We start from the raw sequence: 18,963 nt of genomic DNA on the forward strand, positions 1-18,963 counted from the left end.
TCAAGGCTTCCAATTGCCCTCTGCAGTTGGGGAGCCGTCTCTGTTGGTTGGCTAAGATCTATTGCACGGTTTGCCCGAGCCCAGGCGTTAACATTTCGAAGCTATGGGGTATCGGGCGTAATAAAAAATGCCAGGCACTGCCTGGCATTTATGAATTCTCTAATTGTTCTGTTCAAATCGTTTACTACTTGTTGTTGATGCATTGCGAATACATCGAGTAACGAACAGTCTTGAGCGTGCCCTGGGAGTCCTCGAAGGTCATCAACCGTGGATAGACCTGGCAGGTACGGGGGTCCTGCGACTGACGTACGAATTTCGCAACGTCTATCTTCATGCCATATTTGTAATCCTGAATCTCTGGCATTGGCTTGCCATTTTTCTCCGCGTACTTGGCCACTGCGGTCTGGTGTTCCTTGGTGTATTGAAGCTGCTTGCTCTCGGAGAAAGTGTTGGCCTGCGAAGCCACCGAGAAAACAACAAGTGCAGCAGCGATAATTAGCTTTTTCATAAAACCCTCTCAATTTCAAAACTTCTCGGGCGTAACCTTAGCAATGCATAGGCATCACCGGCATGACGAGAAACTTACAATTTTGAAAGGTAAGTGCATCTACTTCACTTTAAACAAAAAAGCCCACAACACGTGTTGTGGGCTTCTCTTTAGCGGAGGCTGTTAGCTAACCACTTCGGCCTCGTCGCCGTCTTCATCCTTGCGGTGTGCCCAGTGATACAGGGCAGGCAGTACCAGCAAGGTCAGTGCGGTGGAGGACAGGATCCCGCCAATCACCACCGTCGCCAATGGCCGCTGAACTTCGGCACCGGTGCCGGTGGCCAAAGCCATCGGGATGAAGCCCAGGGACGCTACCAAGGCTGTCATCAGAACAGGTCGCAGACGGGTCAATGCACCTTCATCGACTGCCTGTCTGAGCGTTCGTCCCTCCTCCCTTAGCCCGCGGATGAAGGCAATCATCACCAGGCCGTTCAGTACTGCAACGCCGGACAGTGCAATGAAGCCGACACCTGCCGAGATCGACAGTGGGATGTCCCGCAGCCACAACGCCACAACACCACCGGTGAGTGCGAATGGAATACCGGTGAAGACCAGCATGCCGTCCTTCAGGTTGTTGAACATCAGGAACAACAAGGTCATGACCAGCAGCAAGGCGACTGGAACAACGATCTGCAGGCGTTTGGCAGCCGACTGCAGCTGCTCGAACTGGCCCCCCCAAGTCGTCCAGTAGCCCGCAGGGATTTGCACCTTCTTGTCCAGCGATGCGGTCGCCTCCTCAACGAAGGACCCCAGATCGCGGCCTCGAACGTTGGCGCTGACGATAACCAGACGTTTGCCGTTCTCGCGGCTGATTTGGTTCGGGCCCAGTTGCAGGTCCAGATTGGCGACCTGGGACAGCGGGATGAAGCCGATCTGATTGGCACCCTGTGCCGCATTGGCAGGTACCGGGATCAGCAAGCTGGACATACCCGCTACGTCGGTGCGAACGGTCTCTGGTAGGCGTACTACCATGTCGAACCGACGGTCGCCCTCATACAGCGTGCCGGCCTGACGGCCACCCACGGCGATAGCGATCGAGTTCTGAACATCCGCGATGTTCAGGCCGTAGCGTGCTGCTTTTTCGCGGTCAATGTTGATGGTCAGCACCGGCAGGCCGGATGTCTGCTCAACTTTCACTTCCGATGAGCCCGGGACCGCTTTGAGCGCTGCCGCGATCTTGTTGGCGGTGTTGTTGAGCACGTCCATGTCATCGCCGAAGACTTTCACAGCGACGTCACTACGCACGCCCGAAATCAGCTCGTTGAAACGCAGTTGGATTGGCTGCGACAACTCGTAGTTGCTTCCTGGAACACCCGCTGCGGCCTTCTGCACTTCAGCAATCAGCTCATCACGAGGCTTCTTCGGGTTAGGCCACTGATCCTGAGGCTTGAGCATGATGTAGGCGTCAGAGGCGTTCGGCGGCATCGGGTCAGATGCAATTTCTGCGGTACCCGAGCGTGCGAACATCCGCTCAACTTCAGGCACCTGCGCAATCACCGCTTTCTCCAGACGCTGCTGCATCTCGACAGATTGAGTGAGGCTCGTTCCAGGCACACGCATGGCCTGCATCGCAAAGTCACCCTCACTGAGGCTTGGGATGAACTCGCTACCCATACGACTTGCCAGCAAACCACTGAGCACGACCAAGGCTACTGCGGCCGAGAAAGCGATGTTCCGATGTCCCAGCACCCATTGCAGAACCGGTTCATAGCGCAGTCGAGCTGTGCGCATGACCACGCCTTCCTCTTCCTTCACCTTGCCAGTGACGAACATGGCAATAGCTGCAGGAACAAAGGTAACGGACAGGACCATTGCACCCAGCAGCGCCATCACAACGGTGAAGGCCATCGGGTGGAACATTTTGCCTTCGACGCCGGTGAGGGCGAAGATCGGCAGGTACACCACCATGATGATCAGCTGACCGAAGATCAGCGGCCGGCGAGCTTCTCGCGCCGCGGCAAAGACCTCGTGGAAGCGTTCGGTTTTGGTGAGCATGCGGCCATGCTTATGTTGCGCATGAGCCAGTCGACGGATCGCGTTTTCTACAATAACCACGGCACCGTCGACGATGATGCCGAAGTCGAGTGCCCCCAAACTCATTAAGTTGGCACTGACCTTGTTGTTGAACATGCCTGTGAAGGTGAACAGCATGGACAGCGGAATCACCATCGCGGTGATCAGAGCCGCACGGATGTTGCCGAGGAACAGGAACAGAATGGCGATAACCAGGATCGCGCCTTCCACCAGGTTCTTCTTCACCGTCGCGATGGCTTTTTCAACCAGGTTGGTACGGTCGTAAACAGTCACAGCCACCACGCCCTTTGGCAGGGTGCGGTTGATGTCCGCCAATTTGGCGGCGACAGCTTGAGATACGGTGCGGCTGTTTTCACCAATCAGCATGAACACGGTACCGAGCACGACTTCGCGGCCGTTCTCAGTAGCAGCACCTGTACGGAGCTCTTTACCGATGCTGACGTCAGCAACGCTGCTGATGCGAATCGGTGCACCATCCACACTGGTGATCACGATGTTGGCGATGTCTTCGATATTGCCTACCTGACCCGGTGCACGGATGAGCAACTGTTCACCATTACGCTCGATGTAGCCGGCACCGACGTTGGCGTTGTTACTTTCCAACGCTGCGACCAGGTCATTGAGTGTCAGCTTGTAGGTAGCCAGGCGCTTTGGATCCGGCGCAACCAGGAACTGCTTGGCATAACCGCCGATGGTATTGATCTCGGCCACACCCGGGACGTTACGCAGCTGAGGCTTGATGATCCAGTCCTGGATCACGCGCAGGTCGGTCGGGGTGTACGGCGTACCGTCCTCTTTGACCGCGCCATCTTCGGCTTCAACAGTCCACAGGAAGATCTCGCCGAGGCCGGTAGATACCGGACCCATGACGGCCTCTACACCTTCTGGCAGCTGTTCCTTCGCAACCTGCAGCCGCTCGTTGATCAACTGGCGGGCAAAGAAGATGTCAGTGCCATCCTTGAAGATCACGGTGACCTGAGACAGGCCAGAGCGAGACAGGGAACGGGTCTGCTGAAGGCCCGGGAGACCGGCCATGGCCGTTTCAACTGGAAACGTGATCCGTTGTTCGGTTTCCAAGGGCGAGTAACCAGGCGCTGCAGTGTTGATCTGCACCTGGACGTTGGTGATATCGGGTACCGCATCGATGGGCAGCTTTTGATAGCTGTAGATACCGATACCCGCCATGATCAGAACGGCGATCATTACTACGATGCGCTGCTCGATGGCGAATCTGATGATACGTTCAAACATGAGAAATCATCCTGTCAGTTCGCATCAGTGACCGTGTTCGGCAGAAGCTTTGCCGAGCTCGGACTTGAGTGTGAAGCTGCCACTGGTTGCTACCTGGGCGCCGGCTTCAATACCGTCGATGATTTCCACGTACCCATTGTCGCGGCGACCCAGTTTTACCGGGCGGGTGTCAAAGCCATCTGGGGTGCGTACGAATACCGAAGGTTTGTCTTCAACGGTCTGCACAGCGTGCTCAGGGACCGCTACGGCAACTCGATCGGTCTGGGAGGTGACCGCAATGTTTACGAACAGGCCTGGACGCCAGGCGCCGTTGGGGTTGGTCAAGGTGACGCGGACAGTAGCTGCACGGTTTTGCTCGCCCAGCAGGCTGCCGACATAACCCACCTTCCCTTCGACCTCGACGTTCATGTCAGGCGAAGAGACTTTCACTGCACGGCCAGTCGTGACCTTGCCCAGATCTGTCGGCGGAACTGCGAAGGTCGCCCAGACCTGATTCAGGTCGGAAAGGATGAAGGCGTTGGTCGCCTCGCTGACGACTTCGCCGACGGTCAGGTGTTTCTCCACTACCACGGCGTCGAAGGGAGCGCGGAGCTCGTAACGATTACCGCCAACGGAGTTAACCGAGGCACCGATTGCGCCGACCTTCTGCTTGGCGTTGGCCAAGGAGATCTCCGCTTCTTGCAGCGCTTGGCGTGCTTGGAGGTAGTCTTGCTCTGCAGAGATCTTGTCCTGCCACAGTTGCTTCTCACGTTCGAAGGTCACACGCGCCAGTTCGACGCGACGCTGTGCGGCCTGTTGTTCGCTGCGCAGGTCAGAGATCTGCTGGCTGGCGATTACCGCGAGGACTTGCCCTTTCTTGACCGTCTCGCCCAGGTTGGCCTGGACAGCCTCAACAACGCCAGGAACACGAGGAACCACGTGGGCAGTACGATCTTCGTCGAAGCGAATTTCGCCAGGGAAGCTCACGACGGTACCGAGGTCACGAGGCGCTGCAGCTTCCAGGGCAACACCAGCGGCCTTGATCTGTTCAGCGCTGAGCGTCAGCTTGCCCTCTTCTTCACCGCCCTCTTCGCTGTGGCCTTCTTCACCATGGCCCTCATCACCTTCCTCTTTGGCGGCAGATGCGGCTTTCTTTTCGTCGCCATGGCCATCGTTAGCGCCATGCTCGGCAGTACTGGCGGCCTGCTGTCCGGAACTGTTGTTCCAGGCAAGGCTGCCAAATCCGAGGGCTGCCACAGCGGCTACCGCGAGGGCGATCTTGCGTTTGTTATCCATTGCTACTCCTGCTGATCGTAGGCACCGGCTTGTTCAAGGCTGTGTGCCGAAGAAAATGTTTGGCCCGTTCAGCGAGTGCCGGCGGTTGAGCCGACTTCGCCATAAACCCTTTCCACCTGCGCACGCGCATTGGTCGCCGCTGCCAACGATTCGAGGTATTGGCCACGAGCGACGATCAAGGTGCGCTGGGCATCCAGCACTTCGATGAAACCGAATTTGCCCATCTCGAAGCCGCGGGTTGCGGTCTCTACGGCTTGTTGGGCTGAAGGCAGAATGGTCTTGTCGTAGGACTCGACCTCCTGCATGGCGGTGGACCATTGGTTCAACGCGGTTTGGGTTTCGGTGCGCAGGCGCAGCTCAACAGCATTGCGCTGGTCCCGGGCCTGATCTGCACGACGAGAAGCGGAAAGAATGTTGCCCTGGTTACGATCGAACAGCGGCAAAGGCATAGACAGGCCCACAGTGTTGACCCGCTCGCGCACAGAGCGGTCGTACTGGCTACCTACACTGACAGTAAGGTTCGGGATACGCTGAGCTTTCTCTGAGCCGAGCGAGGCATCGCTCTTGTCTATCTGCACCACGGCCTGACGCATTTCTGCTGTTTGGTCGAGCTTAGCCAGCAGATCTTCAGTGCGAGGTGGCAAGCCCGGGGAGAGGGTTGGCGATTCGAGTCGATCAAACACGGTGACTGAGCTCCCGGTAATTTGAGCGAGCTGTTGGTAAGCGGTCGCTTTTTCCGTTTCTGCACGTCGAACTTGCAGCTGGGCTTCGGCCAGTTGCACTTGAGCGCGGGTCGCCTCCACTGGGGACGACTTACCTGCGCGAACACGGCCATCGACGATGCGAAGACCGCGCTCAGTCAGTTCGAGAGATTGCTTGGCCAGGTCGAGACCTGTCTGGGCCCGCAACGCGGCGTAAAAGGCTTGGACGACATCTGCACGCAGGCCGTTAACGCGACGGTCTAACTCAAGCTGTGCGGCGGTCTGCCCGTATGTGGCGACGTCAACACGAGCCCCCCGCTTACCGCCCAGCTCAAGGGTCTGGCTGAGAGAGACAGTCGTCTGGCTGGTGTTACGACGGGTGTCTTCCACGTCATACGAGATTGTGGGGTTGGGGATAAGCCCGGCCTGCTTGCGAGCACCATCAGCGATCCCAATTTCTTGCCTGGCCGCGGCCAGGTCTGGGTTGGCATCCATGGCCGTCGAAAGCGCCTGGGGCAAGCTGATGCTTTGGGCAAGGGCTGCAGGCGCCATCAACCCAGAGATGACTGCACAGAGTGCAGCGATCTTCCAGGGCGAGACGGGGGTCTTGGGTAAGACATTGCGGTTATACCGGGGCACTTTGATGGTCCTCGTGCACAAACTTCGATAAAGCTTGGCGAGAACGCCGAAACAGCTGCCAAGCCCCACTTGATTAGGTGATGGCACTCTAATGAGCGGTAGCTATCAGAGGGGTGGCTAGAAAATTACAATTCCGTAAGAATGTCCTGTAATGCCCGAAAATACTGGGAAACCAAACCCGACACGATGATTTCGTTACAAGCAACGGAGATGGCAAACACGCGGTGCGAAGGCCCGAACAACAGGTAGATGACGAAATTGTAATTTTCCTATCACCCCCCCGTTATCTTCGGCCTGCAAATATGAGCTCGCGCTACGCTAGGCGCGCCGCCTGGTCAGAACAATTAACGACACCCGCGCCGGTAAACATAATAAAAACTGCCGTGAATCAAAGGAGCATCGGATGAAAATCAAAGTACCACTGTATTTGGCGGCAGTTTCTGCGCTGTCTGGAAGCTATGCTATTTCGGCACAGGCAGAAGACAAGCCAGAAGGCTTCATTGAAGGCAGCAGCCTTACAGTGCTGAACCGTAACTTCTACTTCAACCGTGATAACCGCGACAGCACTGCCCCCACTTATAACAGTGGCAAGGGCAACACCAACGGCTACTCCGAAGCCTGGGCGCACGCGATCATCAGCAAATTCAACTCTGGGTTTACCCAGGGAACCGTTGGCTTTGGCGTTGATGCCTTCGCCATGATCGGCCTCAAGCTCGACACCGGTGATGGGCGCAACGGCGGCCGTAGCTCCTTCGACGTGCTACCCGTTGATAACAAGGGCGAAGCTCGCGACGAATACACCAAGGTCGGCGGCGCAGCCAAAGTCCGCTTGTTCGATACCATCGTGAAAGTAGGTGATGTTTTCCCATCGACTCCGGTCGTTGCATCCGGCGACTCTCGCCTGCTGCCAGAAAGCTTCCGCGGCGTGACCGTTGAGAACACCAGCATCCAAGGCCTCACCCTGCAGGGTGGTCGTCTGCATGCGATGAGCCAGCCGGTCTCAAGCAACCTGAACGACAACTTCGTGACGTTCTACGGCGGCCCGGTCAACTCGCCATGGATCGGTTACGGTGGCGGTGACTACTCGATCAACGACAACTGGACTGTGAGCGTCTACGCCAGCCAGCTGAAAGACGTCTGGAATCAGTACTACGCCGGCACCAGCGTGGTTTACCCGCTGAGCGACGATCTGGCGCTGATCGGTGGCTTCAACTACTACAAAGCCGTAGATGAAGGTAAGAAGCGCCTGGGTGAATTCGACAACAACATCTGGAGTGCCAAGGTCGGCGTGCGTTACGGTGCCCATACCCTAGCCCTGTCGCACCAGCGCAACAACGGCGACGACGATTTTGACTACCTGCGTCAGTCGGACTCGATTTTCGTCGACAACTCCATCCAGTACAGCGACTTCAACTCGCCGAAAGAGCGTTCCTGGATGCTGCGCTATGACCTGAACTTCACCAGCTACGGCATTCCAGGCCTGACGTTCATGACCCGCTACGCCAGAGGCTCGGGCGCGGATTACTCGAACGCTAACCAGTTCTACATGCGCACTGATGACAACGGCAACCCGCTCGACAATCAGAAGCGTTGGGAGCGTGACGTCGAAGTCAAATACGTTGTCCAAACCGGTCCAGCAAAAGATCTGTCCTTCCGGTTGCGCCAGGCAACCACACGTGCCACTGCATTCGAATCGGATCTGGATGAAACCCGTGTGATCATTGAGTACCCGCTTTCGATTCTGTAATTCGCTAACTGGACCAGTTATTCATTAACTGGTCCTATTAGTAAAACGAGCATTACGAATTCACCTTGAGTGGCTTAAGTGCTCCTTTGGTAAAAGGTGGATATTTGGCGCCCATTGGGCGCCTTTTTTTGCCTAAAATTCAAGTAGGCGTTCGATTGTACGCATCGCATGCCGGTGAAGTTCATGACTACACCAATGACCAGTCTCTTCAATGTGAGCGACCTCGCCGTCATCTGAGCGGAACGAAGCCAGCACAAAGAAGAAAATAACCCAATACTTCATAAGGTCAAATCACCTGCTGGAGAGAGGGCCCGCAACTGTCAAACCCAAACCGCGACAAGATATACCGCCAGACTATCAACTGTATTACCTAGAAATTACAAATCCGTCATTTGAGCCCCGGCACGCTCATTTTGATTTACCATCCCTTTCAATAATGCCGGCGCGCGTGCGCGGTTAATTGCTCAGTGATATCGAGACAAAATCCCATGCGAATTCTGGTAATTGAGGATGAAGTAAAAACTGCGGAGTATGTGCGTCAAGGTCTGACGGAATGTGGCTATGTCGTAGATTGCGTCCACACCGGGTCAGATGGATTATTCTTGGCTAAGCAGCACGAATATGTGAATCGCCCCTGGTTTTCTAGACACTCTCCAAGCTCAGGAAATAGCGTTTCTCATACTCTACTGGAGACAGCTGCATAGCACTGCTGTGTCGGCGTTTAGGGTTATAGAACATCTCGATGTAATCGAAAATATCACTTCGGGCTTCTTCACGGGTTGTGTAGATCTTTCGTCGGATTCGCTCTCGCTTCAAAAGCTGGAAAAAGCTCTCGGCTACAGCATTGTCGTGGCAGTTTCCCCGCCGGCTCATGCTGCTGATTACATTGTTGGCCTTCAAAAAGCTTTTCCAATCCGAGCTACTGAACTGACTGCCTTGATCTGAGTGAATCATAACTTGCTGCTGAGGCTTGCGTCGCCAAACAGCCATCAACATCGCGTCGATAGCCAGGTCGCTGCACATCCTTGGCTTCATTGACCAACCAATTACTTGGCGTGAGAACAGATCCAGCACTACCGCGAGGTAGAGCCACCCTTCATAGGTGCGGATGTAAGTGATATCTGTCACCCAGACCTTGTTCGGCTCACTTACCTTGAACTGCCGCGCGAGGTGGTTGGGCGAGGCCACTGTTGGTTTTCCACCATAGAACCCTGGACGCCGCCGATAGCCCGTTTGAGAACGCAGCCCCTCCGCCTGCATCAAGCGCCTGACTCGATTTCGGCCGCATTCCTCTCCCAGCTCACGCAGGTCATCGTGAATTTTGCGGTAGCCGTATACACCTCCGCTTTCCAGCCAAGCGTGTTTGATCAAGCCAAGCAGACGTTGATCTTCTTTTGCTCGGGCAGATTGAGGCTCGGCCAGCCAGGCGTAATAGCCGCTGGGGTGCACCTTGAGGGTTTGGCAAAGGCGCCGCACCGGGTAATCAGTCGAGTGCTTCTTGATGAAGGCGTACTTCAGCCGCACTCCTTGGCAAAGTACGCGGCGGCCTTTTTTAAGATGTCTCGCTCTTCCGTCACGCGCTTGAGTTCAGCGCGTAGCTTGCGCAGTTCGGCCTGCTGATCGTCGTCTTGCTGACGCTGCTCTTGGGGCTTGCTGTAGACCTTGATCCAGGCGTAAAGACTGTGCACGGACATGCCCAGGCGCTGGGCGACATCGGCGACAGGTTTGCCTTTCTCGGTCACTTGCTTGACCGCTTCGATCTTGAATTCTTCGGGGTAACGCTGACGACTCATGGCACCTCCTATTTGGGCCTCATTATGAGGCTTGGAGGTGTCTACGAAACCAGGGGCGATTCAATGAGCTGATTATCCTGGATATAAATCTGCCAGAGATGGACGGTTGGCAGGTCCTTGAGTTGTTGCGTCGTAAAAACTGCCCTTCCCGTATCATGATGCTGACGGCGAGAAGCCGGCTGGCGGATAAGGTCCGGGGGCTGGAGAACGGAGCAGATGACTACCTGATCAAGCCATTTGAGTTCCCTGAGCTGCTGGCCCGGGTTCGCGCCTTGATGCGCAGGTCAGATCACCCTGCATCCGTAGAGGTCATTCGCGTCGCTGACCTGGAGCTTGATCAGAGCCGGCACAGGGCATTCAGGGACGGTCAGCGCATTGACCTGACCACGAAAGAATTCGCGTTACTGCATTACCTGATGCGTAATACCGGTGTGGTGCTGAGCCGCACCCAAATTATTTCGCAGGTTTGGGATATGAATTTTGACTGCGACACAAACGTTGTAGAGGTGTCGATTCGAAGACTCAGAGCCAAGATAGATGACCCTTTCGAGACCAAACTGATACATACGCTTCGGGGCGTAGGGTATGTGCTTGAAAAACGATAGTTGCCAAGCTCTCTAGTACCGAAAATCCGCTACATGCTCCCGTCGCTTGCGAACTTGAGGTTTCTGTTTACGATCCGCGGCGCTGATTCCTCACTCAACAAATGAGGTAGGCTGTACATGAGGTATAGCATTGATTATCAGCAGGTTTCGCAAGGACAATCCGATGCCAGCATTGATGCCTGTCCAGCTGACATTGTCTTCAACAGCGACCATGGCCTAGCTCTTATCCCGTGCGTTGGCGATGTTATCAACCTCCCCTCTACGGCGGTCAAAGAAGGGGTTTGCGGCATCGTTAGATCAAGGATTTTCAATTATCTCAGAGGTCCTGAAGAGCTGTACTGTCACGTCAATATTCTCGTTGAGGAGGCGGACATCAATTTCGAAAGTCTCATCTCGGAATACATGCGCAATCAGTCACGTGCTCGCTCGCCTTCTTCATAAAGTCGAAGGCGGGCCAGTCCATTAATGGTTGTGTATGGGTGAGGGTTCAGCAGAGCGAGCGCCTACTGAGCACCAGAGATGAATAGTCACAGCCTAGTGGTTTAACGCGGTACTGCTGGTGTACGCAGGGCCGGACTCATTGTTTTTTGAATGGCGCATTGCAGCACATAGAAATATAAAACCCCGGAAGCAAATACGATTGCGGACAGATAAGCAAACTCAGAGTCTAAAACCCCGGAAACCATATACAATTTAATCGTGATAGAACCCATAATAATTCCGGTACAGTACATGACGCCTGTGAACTGATTGCCCAAAAAACTCAGTATGCCGCTGAAGGCATTGTTCGCACTCAACAGCATTGCTTTCAGTATCGTCCAGCCGAGAACTGGCAGAAAAGCCTTGATCATGAAGGCGAATAACATCGACGATGCAAACAGTTTTATCGGGGTTTCTGCCCACGGCTTGATGGTGCCGTCTACTTCAACGCCGGTATACAAGATGATATTCAGAATAATCGCCATAAGGGTGCATATGCCGAGGCGTATCATTTCCCGCTTAAGCGGGGCCATCATTATCACTGCGTGAATCTTGTTTCCAAAGTATCGTTTTAGTCCTTGGATCGACATTTTTCTTCCTATGCTCTCGGGTATGACGCTGTTGTAGCGTTGTATGACGGTCATGCTTTTACCCGAAGAGAGGTGACGCTTCAACGGTCCTGAATTGCGCAGGGGATCTCATGTCCTTCCCCTGGCTGGGTAGCTTGCTGAGAAATTCTCATCTACCTGCGTGGCAACGATGCGGCCACCCCGCCGCCGTCAGAGCTCTGGAGGACTGGCTGCTGTCAGCAACTCATCGAGTGACGGAACCTTAGCGTTTGCACTGAGGACGAGTGTTCTGGATCGGAGTATGGATACATCAAAGAAAGATTCGCACTCGACTCTTCCGTTTACTTCTCTCCAGTGGGTGACTTCTGGTATCAACTCATTAGGCACCGGGTATAGTGCCATAGGGTTATGGAATACCTCCACTTCAGCAGACCACGGCTCGTAGCCATATTGCGGCCAGAGCTGACCGTAGTCGCTGGACGCTACATCCAACAGAAATGGGATACCTCGTGATGCTCCCGGAGAACGGTCGAAAAACTCACCAAACCGCAAGTATCGGTACCCGTCTAGATGAGCTCCACCTGAGATCGGCACTCGGCTGAGCTTTGGCACTGTGCAGGCATTGGTGAAAATGACCGCTGAAAGATGGGCATTTTCCATTAGCGTAAATAGGCCGTTGGGGCGCCCTGATAGCAGAGATGTCTCTTCCTCCACAGTTATCAGGTGCGTACCACGATGCGCAGATGAGTGAACTGCAAAGCCATAGAGATAGCTGATGAGCGACTCCCTGCTCCACAGCATTGAACTGGGCGCATGGAAATCGGCTAAGGCCAGAATGAGCGGCTTACCCTCCACGTGCGGTAGGGATTCGTAACGCTTGTCCAATTTGTTTTGGATGGTCCTCGCAAACCTTTCTGCAGCCGCTCCTAAGAAACGCTCATGTCGGTCAGCGGGTGGGGGGACCGGCGAGGCGCCAAAATGCTCATACCGCTCTTCCGGGTTGGCTGTCACTGCTTCAACCCAGGCCTCATCTCCCAGCCTATTCTCGATGTGAAAATCGGGTGATTTGAATCGCCCCGAAACCTGTAGATACAAAATGACCGCTTCTCGCCGTTAGCTGCCTTTCTTGAAGGACAGCTTTGGGTCGATAGCGGCCTTCGTGGAGGTTGGTGTCTACGGGGTCGGTTTAGTCAATCTGAATCTCCGGTTTCACCTCCGTGAGGCCGGCCATCGTCATGCATCAGATCTTGATTGACACGCGTGCCGCTTTGGATAGCCTTGCAATTGAGGGCTGCAACTGCGCATTTGTCGGGCCTGGGTACCAGCATGAGCCCCCCGCAATTTTGGCAGCAGAGGAAGCTGGTTCCTCTGAAGTAGTGACGGCGGGCATTGCCAGTCGGATTCTGAACCCAAGGTCGCCAGACTAGGAGCTAAAGGATCGCTGCGACTACTCCTCATCCCTTACCGAAAAGTCACGCGTCGGTCGTAAACGGCCCTTTCCAGGCCAATCAACTTTTGTGATTGGTGAGTAGGGATTTCTCGGCTTTTCTGTGAAAAGCACCCCTTCATTTCACAAAAAAAATGGCGAAGATTCCAATTTCACGGGGTCTGGCCTATCACCTATTTTGTGAACCTACATCAGGAAGCACCGCACAAACAAAAAGCCCCGGCATTGCCGGGGCTTTTTGTTTTTACACGTCTAAGTCACAGGCCCAGTTCCCGCAGGCGTCGATACAGCGTCCTCTCACTCATGCCGAGATGGCGTGCCAGCTCACTGCGAGACCCCCGAAAGTTTTCCAAGGCCTGCGCCAGATCGCCCAGCTCACTGCGACCACGATGACGTGTGCCCTGGAGAGCCGATGGCTCGATGTCTTCAGGCAGGTGCTCCGGGCGAATCACACCTTCATCGGCAAACAGGCGTGCCCGCTCGAGGATGTTGCGCAGCTCGCGGATGTTCCCCGGGAAAGGATGCAAACTTAGTTGGTCTAGGGTTTCGGGTAGCAGTTTAGGTGCTTGCTTGCCCATGCGCTGCAGCAGGCTCTCGGCCAGCAACGGCAAGTCTTCTATTCGCTCCCGCAGTGCGGGCAAGCGGATCGGGAAGCCACTGATGCGGTAGTACAGGTCCTCGCGGAAGGTACCGGCGGCGGCCATTTCCTTCAGCGGCTTATGGGTCGCCGAGACCAGACGGAAATCGGAGTGGACTGTACGGGTACTGCCCACAGGCCGGAAGCTGCCGGACTCGATCAGGCGCAACAGTTTCACCTGCATCGTCAGCGGCACTTCGCCAATTTCGTCGAGGAACAAGGTACCGCCATGGGCTGCTTCAGCCAGGCCGATCTTGCGCTGGGTGGCGCCGGTGAAGGCGCCCTTCTCGTAACCGAACAGCTCGCTCTCGAACAGCGATTCGGTGAGGCCCGTGCAATCGACCACCACCAGCGGCCCATTGGCCCGGGGGCTGCCCAGGTGCAAGGCACGGGCGAACAGCTCCTTGCCGGTACCGGATTCGCCCTGCAGCAGTACCGGGATCTGCGCTGGTGCCGCTCGCTGCAGGCTTGCCAGGGCTGTCTTGAATGCTGCGCAGCGGCCGACAAGCCCTTGCTGCTGAGGTTGCGCGGAGGCGAGTGTCACGCTGGTGAGCCGTTCGACGAAGGCCACTACCCTGCCCTCGTCATCGAGGATCGGTCGCAGCTCCACATCCACATGCTCAGGCCCGCGTGGAGTGTGATGGATGTGCAGCACGCGCTCCGGCACCTTGCTGTCCCAAGCCTTGCGTAGGGGGCAATGCTCACCGGCCTGGTCACACGGCACCGCATAGTGGTGGGACACCCGGTGACATTTCTCACCCACGGGGGCGTGATCATCCGTGCCGAACTGGCGGCGGTATGCGGCATTGGCAGCCAGGATGTTGTAGTCGGTGTCCAGGATGATGCTGGGTAGCACATCGTGTTCCAGATAGGACACCAGGGCGACGATGGCGGGATGCTGGAGTGACACACAAAGCGCGGACATGACGGTGACCGATGGAAAGTACCCGGCGAGGTTAACAGGGACTGCCAAACACTGCCATTGACTGACAGTCGACTGCCAGGTCGTGCTGCCAGAGAAGCCTTTGGCAGCGCCAGTGAGGATGGTATTGAAGCGGCGCTGCGCCGCAGGGCCAAGCCGTTGGCGCGGCCAAACCTCAATAAAACCAGGCCCTAGAAGTCGCAGCTTGCATCGCGGAGGAGGTAATGGGGCGCTACGCAATGGCAGCCGTTTGGATGAAGAACGCTGGCATGCATCTTGATAAACCTCCAAACACTGCCTACGCCTCTAGGAGGCGCGGTGGATAAATCTGGAGACGCGAAATGATCATTGGCAGCAACCTTCACGTGGAAGCCTTGTACGACAAGGTGACCTCGACCATCAGTTACCTCGTCCTGGACCGAAGCTCAGGCCAGTGCGCGCTGATCGACAGCGTATTGGATTATGACCCCAAGTCGGGCCGCACCAGTACTGAATCGGCCGATGCCTTGATCGCCCGGGTACAGGCGTTGGGTGCCAAGGTCCAGTGGATTCTGGAAACCCACGTTCACGCCGACCATCTCTCGGCAGCGGCCTACCTCAAGGAAAAACTGGGCGGTCATGTGGCCATCGGCTCGCTCATCACCCAGGTGCAGAAAACCTTCGGCGAACTGTTCAACGAAGCGCCGGGCTTTGCCCGGGACGGCAGCCAGTTCGACGTACTGCTCGAAGATGAAGAGATCTTCCTGATCGGCAACCTGCGCGCCCGCGCCTTGCACACGCCGGGTCATACCCCGGCCTGCATGAGCTACGTGGTCGAGGACAGCGGTGAAATGGCGGTGTTCGTGGGCGACACGCTGTTCATGCCGGACTATGGCACCGCGCGCTGTGACTTCCCCGGTGCCGATGCGCGCATGCTGTATCGCTCGATTCGCCGCCTGCTGGCCTTCCCGGACCAGACCCAGCTGTTCATGTGCCACGACTACCTGCCTGGTGGTCGGGAGATGCGCTTCGTCACGACCGTGGCCGAACAGCGCGCTCACAACATTCATATCCATCAGGGCATCAGTGAGGATGACTTCGTGGCCATGCGCGAAGCCCGCGACGCCACCCTCGACATGCCCGTGCTGATCCTGCCCTCGGTGCAGGTCAACATGCGCAGCGGCCATTTCCCAGAGCCTGAGGAAAATGGCGTGAGCTACCTGAAGATTCCGCTGAACGCGCTCTGAACACATAACGATTATTTCCAAGGAAACACCGCCATGCCTGCCTTGCAGTCCTCTGCCGATTCTTCATGCGCCGATCACCATAAGGTGGTCATCATCGGTGCCGGCGCCGCCGGTATCGCAACCGCTTCCAGCCTGACCAGCCGCGACCCCTCCCTGGACGTTGTCGTGATCGATCCGGCCGATGTGCATTACTACCAGCCCGGCTGGACCATGGTCGGGGCTGGCGTGTTCAATGCGCCGAGCACGGCCCGTACCATGGCCTCGACCATTCCGCGCGGCGTACGTTGGATCAAGGCGCGGGTCGAGGGTTTTGATCCCCAGGCACAACTGGTCACGCTCGAGGACGGTCGCGCTGTCAGCTATGAGCAACTGGTGGTTTGCCCGGGGCTCAAGCTCGACTGGAACGCCATCGAAGGCCTCAGCGACACCCTGGGTCGGAACGGCGTCACCTCCAACTACCGCTATGACCTGGCCCCCTACACCTGGCAGCTTGTGCAGAATCTGAAGCAAGGCCGCGCCCTTTTCACCCAGCCGCCGATGCCCATCAAATGTGCCGGTGCGCCGCAGAAGGCGTTATACCTGTCCTGCGACCACTGGTTGCGCCAAGGCCACCTTGGAGCGATCAGGGCCAGTTTCTTCAATGCGGGCGCGGTGCTGTTCGGCGTGCCCGACTATGTTCCGGCGCTGATGGCTTACATCGACAAGTACGGCGTGGACCTCAACTACGCCCATCGCCTGGTGGCAGTGGACGGCCCCAACAAGCGTGCGACCTTCGTGCGCACACTGCCCGATGGCAGCACCGAAACCCGCGTCGAAGCCTTCGACATGTTGCATGTGGTGCCCCCGCAAATCGCGCCGGATTTCATTCGTCAGAGCCCGCTGGTCGATGGCGCCGGGTGGGTCGATGTGGACCCTGCCACCCTGCGTCATCGCCATTTCCCCAACATCCATGCGCTGGGCGATGTAACCAACACCACCAATGCCAAGACCGCCGCCGCGGCGCGAAAGCAGGCACCGGTGGTAGCCAATAATGTGCTGGTGGCGCTGGGGCGCCTGCCAACGCTTGCCCAGTACGATGGCTACGGCTCCTGCCCGCTGACTGTCGAGCGCGGCAAAATCGTCCTCGCTGAGTTCACCTACGGCGGCAAGGTGGCGCCGAGTTTCCCGCGCTGGTTGCTCGACGGCCGTCAGCCCACTCGCCTGGCCTGGTTGCTCAAGGCGCAGATACTTCCGCCGCTGTACTGGAAAGGCATGCTCAAAGGCCGTGAATGGCTGGCGCGTCCCCAACCGTTGGTGGCCGAGGTCGGGCAGTGATCGAACATCAACTGATCGGAGCAGGGCTCGGTGCGATCATTGGTGCCGTGCTGGCGCTCACCGGCGCCGGCGGGGGCATTCTTGCCGTGCCCCTGCTGGTGTTCGGCCTCGGCTTGTCGATGGTCGAAGCGGCGCCCATCGGCTTGCTCGCCGTGGGCTTGGCAGCCGGGGTCGGTGCCGTGCTGGGATTGCGCAAGGGGGTGGTACGTTACCGCGCGGCGTTGTTCATCGCGGCCATCGGTGTGGCTGCGGCGCCCTTGGGTCTGATGTTGGCGCACCGTCTGCCCAATACACCATTGTCGTTGGTGTTCGCTGCTGTGCTGGTCTATGCCTGCCTGCGCATCTGGCGCAAGGCCCGCCGTGAACTGCGCGGCGAGCCGGCCTGCGGTGATCGCCAGATCATGCCCTGCGTGCTCAATCCATTGCAGGGGCGGCTGCGCTGGACCCTGCCCTGCGCTCGCGCGCTGGCGTTCACCGGCATGCTGTCGGGGTTGCTGTCCGGGCTACTGGGCGTTGGGGGTGGGTTCGTCATCATCCCGGCCTTGAACCGCTATACCAACTTGGACATGAAGAGCATCGTCGCCACGTCCCTGGCGGTGATTGCCCTGGTGTCCACTGGCAGTGTGGTCAGCGCCAGCCTGGCCGGTGTCATGCACTGGACGGTAGGCGCACCGTTTGCCGTCGGTGCCGTGCTCGGTCTGCTACTGGCCCGCCCCCTGGCGAGCAAGCTGGCCGGGCCGCGCCTGCAGCAATTGTTTGCCGTGACAGGAATGGGGGCTGCGCTGCTGTTGGCGGGCAAGGTGCTACTCAGCTAGCAGCTCGGCCTGCTCCGCGTTGCACAGGGCCAGCAGGTAGTCCCAGACCACCCGCAGGCGCACCGACTTGTGCAATTCTCGGCGTGTGCAGATCCAGTAGCTGCGCTGGATGGTTTCGCTGGGCAGCACCCGCACCAAGGATCGATCGTGACGGGCCATGTAGTTAGGCAGCACGGCAATGCCAAGCCCGGCGCGGGCTGCATGCTGCTGGGCAATCACGCTGGTGCTGCGAAACACCACATTGGGTGCCCGGCAGAAACTGTTGAGAAACAGCAGTTCCTGGCTGAACAGCAGGTCGTCGACATAGCCAATCCAGCTGTGCCGCGCCAGGTCTTCGCGGCTGCGCAACGGCGGTGACCGATCCAGATACTCCTGGCTTGCGTAGAGCGCCAGGCGGTAGTCGGTGAGCTTGCGAGTGATCAGCAGGTCGGCGCTGGGCCGCTCCAGGTGGATGCTGATTTCCGCCTCGCGGTTGAGGATGCTGACGAACCGCGGCACCGCCACCAACTCCACCTCCAGCCCCGGGTAGCGCTCGAACAGGGCGTTCATGCGGGGGGTGAAGAACATGATGCCGATGCCCTCGGTGACCCCCAGGCGGATCTTGCCCAACGGGGTGATGGCCTGGGTGATCTCTTCCTGAGCAAGCAAGGCCACGTTCTCCATGGCCTCGGCGTGCTTGAGCAGGGCCTGCCCGGAGGGTGTGAGTTCATAACCTTGGGCGTGCTGGACGAACAACGCCGTACCCAGGCTCTGTTCGATGCTCTCGATGTGCCGGGCGACGGTGCTGTGGGTGGTGTTGAGGCGTTTGGCGGCGCTGAGCAAGCGCCCGCTGCGCTGCAACTCGAGGAAAAACCGCAGATCGTTCCAGTCGAACATGCTGATCCTTTTGGCTGTTCGCGCTGGCCCTTTCGCGGGTAAACCCGCTCCCACAGGTTCACCGCCGATCCTGAGCTCGGCGATA

General features: G+C 57.3%; 14 protein-coding genes and 1 pseudogene. 7 read left to right on the plus strand and 8 right to left on the minus strand.

Annotation, left to right across the window (positions count from 1 at the left end; all coding sequences use genetic code 11):
• Positions 1-184: 184 nt before the first annotated feature.
• From IEC33019_RS00625 to IEC33019_RS00640, 4 genes are all read right to left on the minus strand, one after another.
• On the minus strand, positions 185-508 hold the full coding sequence (locus IEC33019_RS00625; RefSeq protein WP_003253432.1) for a DUF2790 domain-containing protein: 324 nt from the start codon (positions 506-508) through the stop codon (positions 185-187).
• Between the two features lie 162 nt (positions 509-670).
• A complete protein-coding gene (locus IEC33019_RS00630; RefSeq protein WP_010951454.1) occupies positions 671-3,832 on the minus strand; it encodes a CusA/CzcA family heavy metal efflux RND transporter in 3,162 nt (1,053 codons plus the stop codon).
• 24 nt (positions 3,833-3,856) lie between these two features.
• Positions 3,857-5,107, minus strand: coding sequence for an efflux RND transporter periplasmic adaptor subunit (locus IEC33019_RS00635; protein ID WP_010951455.1), 1,251 nt, complete (start codon positions 5,105-5,107; stop codon positions 3,857-3,859).
• A gap of 68 nt (positions 5,108-5,175) precedes the next feature.
• Positions 5,176-6,447, minus strand: coding sequence for a TolC family protein (locus tag IEC33019_RS00640; RefSeq protein ID WP_010951456.1), 1,272 nt, complete (start codon positions 6,445-6,447; stop codon positions 5,176-5,178).
• Positions 6,448-6,850: 403 nt separating this feature from the next.
• Here IEC33019_RS00640 and IEC33019_RS00645 point away from each other — a divergent pair, with 403 nt between their 5' ends.
• Both IEC33019_RS00645 and IEC33019_RS00650 read left to right on the plus strand, forming a co-directional pair.
• Positions 6,851-8,194 carry an OprD family porin gene (locus tag IEC33019_RS00645; protein WP_003253422.1) on the plus strand — a complete coding sequence of 448 codons (1,344 nt, stop codon included), beginning with the start codon at positions 6,851-6,853 and terminating at the stop codon, positions 8,192-8,194.
• A gap of 488 nt (positions 8,195-8,682) precedes the next feature.
• Positions 8,683-8,817 (plus strand): annotated as a pseudogene (locus IEC33019_RS00650) (DNA-binding response regulator); the annotation flags it as partial.
• A 19-nt stretch (positions 8,818-8,836) separates the two neighbouring features.
• Here the strand turns inward: IEC33019_RS00650 and IEC33019_RS00655 are convergent.
• Positions 8,837-9,987 (minus strand): IS3 family transposase gene (locus IEC33019_RS00655; RefSeq protein WP_087535084.1). Its coding sequence is split into 2 segments (ribosomal slippage): positions 8,837-9,753 and positions 9,753-9,987, totalling 1,152 coding nucleotides; the frame shifts between segments, so codons are not numbered across the junction.
• Here IEC33019_RS00655 and IEC33019_RS00660 point away from each other — a divergent pair.
• Entirely contained in the window at positions 9,960-10,592 is a 633-nt protein-coding gene (locus IEC33019_RS00660; protein ID WP_437436783.1) for a heavy metal response regulator transcription factor, read from the plus strand. The two genes, IEC33019_RS00655 and IEC33019_RS00660, sit on opposite strands and share 28 nt — an antisense overlap.
• Before the next feature lie 117 nt (positions 10,593-10,709).
• The gene (locus IEC33019_RS00665) at positions 10,710-11,033 is read left to right on the plus strand and encodes a hypothetical protein (RefSeq protein ID WP_010951457.1); all 324 of its coding nucleotides are present in this window, start codon (positions 10,710-10,712) and stop codon (positions 11,031-11,033) included.
• Positions 11,034-11,134: 101 nt separating this feature from the next.
• Here IEC33019_RS00665 and IEC33019_RS00670 read toward each other — a convergent pair whose 3' ends face one another.
• Together IEC33019_RS00670 and IEC33019_RS00680 are read right to left on the minus strand one after the other, a co-directional pair.
• Complete coding sequence (locus IEC33019_RS00670; RefSeq protein WP_012269855.1) at positions 11,135-11,662, minus strand: hypothetical protein; 528 nt, start codon at positions 11,660-11,662, stop codon at positions 11,135-11,137.
• A 1,683-nt stretch (positions 11,663-13,345) separates the two neighbouring features.
• Positions 13,346-14,650, minus strand: a complete 1,305-nt coding sequence (locus IEC33019_RS00680; protein ID WP_250169334.1) for a sigma-54 interaction domain-containing protein — start codon at positions 14,648-14,650, stop codon at positions 13,346-13,348.
• 338 nt (positions 14,651-14,988) lie between these two features.
• On the opposite strand from IEC33019_RS00680, the gene IEC33019_RS00685 reads away from it, so the two are divergent.
• Genes IEC33019_RS00685 through IEC33019_RS00695 form a run of 3 tightly spaced genes read left to right on the plus strand, consistent with a single transcriptional unit; the run spans position 14,989 to position 18,002 of the window.
• Entirely contained in the window at positions 14,989-15,873 is an 885-nt protein-coding gene (locus IEC33019_RS00685; protein ID WP_070091304.1) for an MBL fold metallo-hydrolase, read from the plus strand.
• A 33-nt stretch (positions 15,874-15,906) separates the two neighbouring features.
• Positions 15,907-17,187 carry an NAD(P)/FAD-dependent oxidoreductase gene (locus tag IEC33019_RS00690; protein ID WP_070091305.1) on the plus strand — a complete coding sequence of 427 codons (1,281 nt, stop codon included), beginning with the start codon at positions 15,907-15,909 and terminating at the stop codon, positions 17,185-17,187.
• Entirely contained in the window at positions 17,184-18,002 is an 819-nt protein-coding gene (locus IEC33019_RS00695; protein WP_070091306.1) for a sulfite exporter TauE/SafE family protein, read from the plus strand. The genes IEC33019_RS00690 and IEC33019_RS00695 overlap by 4 nt, the downstream gene beginning before the upstream one ends.
• Here IEC33019_RS00695 and IEC33019_RS00700 read toward each other — a convergent pair.
• Positions 17,991-18,878: a LysR family transcriptional regulator gene (locus IEC33019_RS00700; protein ID WP_070091307.1), complete on the minus strand. Its 888-nt coding sequence runs from the start codon at positions 18,876-18,878 to the stop codon at positions 17,991-17,993. The two genes, IEC33019_RS00695 and IEC33019_RS00700, sit on opposite strands and share 12 nt — an antisense overlap.
• Positions 18,879-18,963 lie beyond the last annotated feature (85 nt).

Origin of the sequence: Pseudomonas putida (genome assembly GCF_002741075.1) — a bacterium.
GTDB lineage: Bacteria > Pseudomonadota > Gammaproteobacteria > Pseudomonadales > Pseudomonadaceae > Aquipseudomonas > Aquipseudomonas putida_T.

Coding starts and splice junctions, on each gene's coding strand:
- IEC33019_RS00645 (WP_003253422.1), top strand. CDS start 6,851: ATGAAAATCAAAGTACCACTGTATTTGGCGGCAGTTTCTGCGCTGTCT.
- IEC33019_RS00680 (WP_250169334.1), bottom strand. CDS start 14,650: ATGTCCGCGCTTTGTGTGTCACTCCAGCATCCCGCCATCGTCGCCCTG.
- IEC33019_RS00635 (WP_010951455.1), bottom strand. CDS start 5,107: ATGGATAACAAACGCAAGATCGCCCTCGCGGTAGCCGCTGTGGCAGCC.
- IEC33019_RS00665 (WP_010951457.1), top strand. CDS start 10,710: ATGAGGTATAGCATTGATTATCAGCAGGTTTCGCAAGGACAATCCGAT.
- IEC33019_RS00670 (WP_012269855.1), bottom strand. CDS start 11,662: ATGTCGATCCAAGGACTAAAACGATACTTTGGAAACAAGATTCACGCA.
- IEC33019_RS00685 (WP_070091304.1), top strand. CDS start 14,989: ATGATCATTGGCAGCAACCTTCACGTGGAAGCCTTGTACGACAAGGTG.
- IEC33019_RS00625 (WP_003253432.1), bottom strand. CDS start 508: ATGAAAAAGCTAATTATCGCTGCTGCACTTGTTGTTTTCTCGGTGGCT.
- IEC33019_RS00700 (WP_070091307.1), bottom strand. CDS start 18,878: ATGTTCGACTGGAACGATCTGCGGTTTTTCCTCGAGTTGCAGCGCAGC.
- IEC33019_RS00690 (WP_070091305.1), top strand. CDS start 15,907: ATGCCTGCCTTGCAGTCCTCTGCCGATTCTTCATGCGCCGATCACCAT.
- IEC33019_RS00630 (WP_010951454.1), bottom strand. CDS start 3,832: ATGTTTGAACGTATCATCAGATTCGCCATCGAGCAGCGCATCGTAGTA.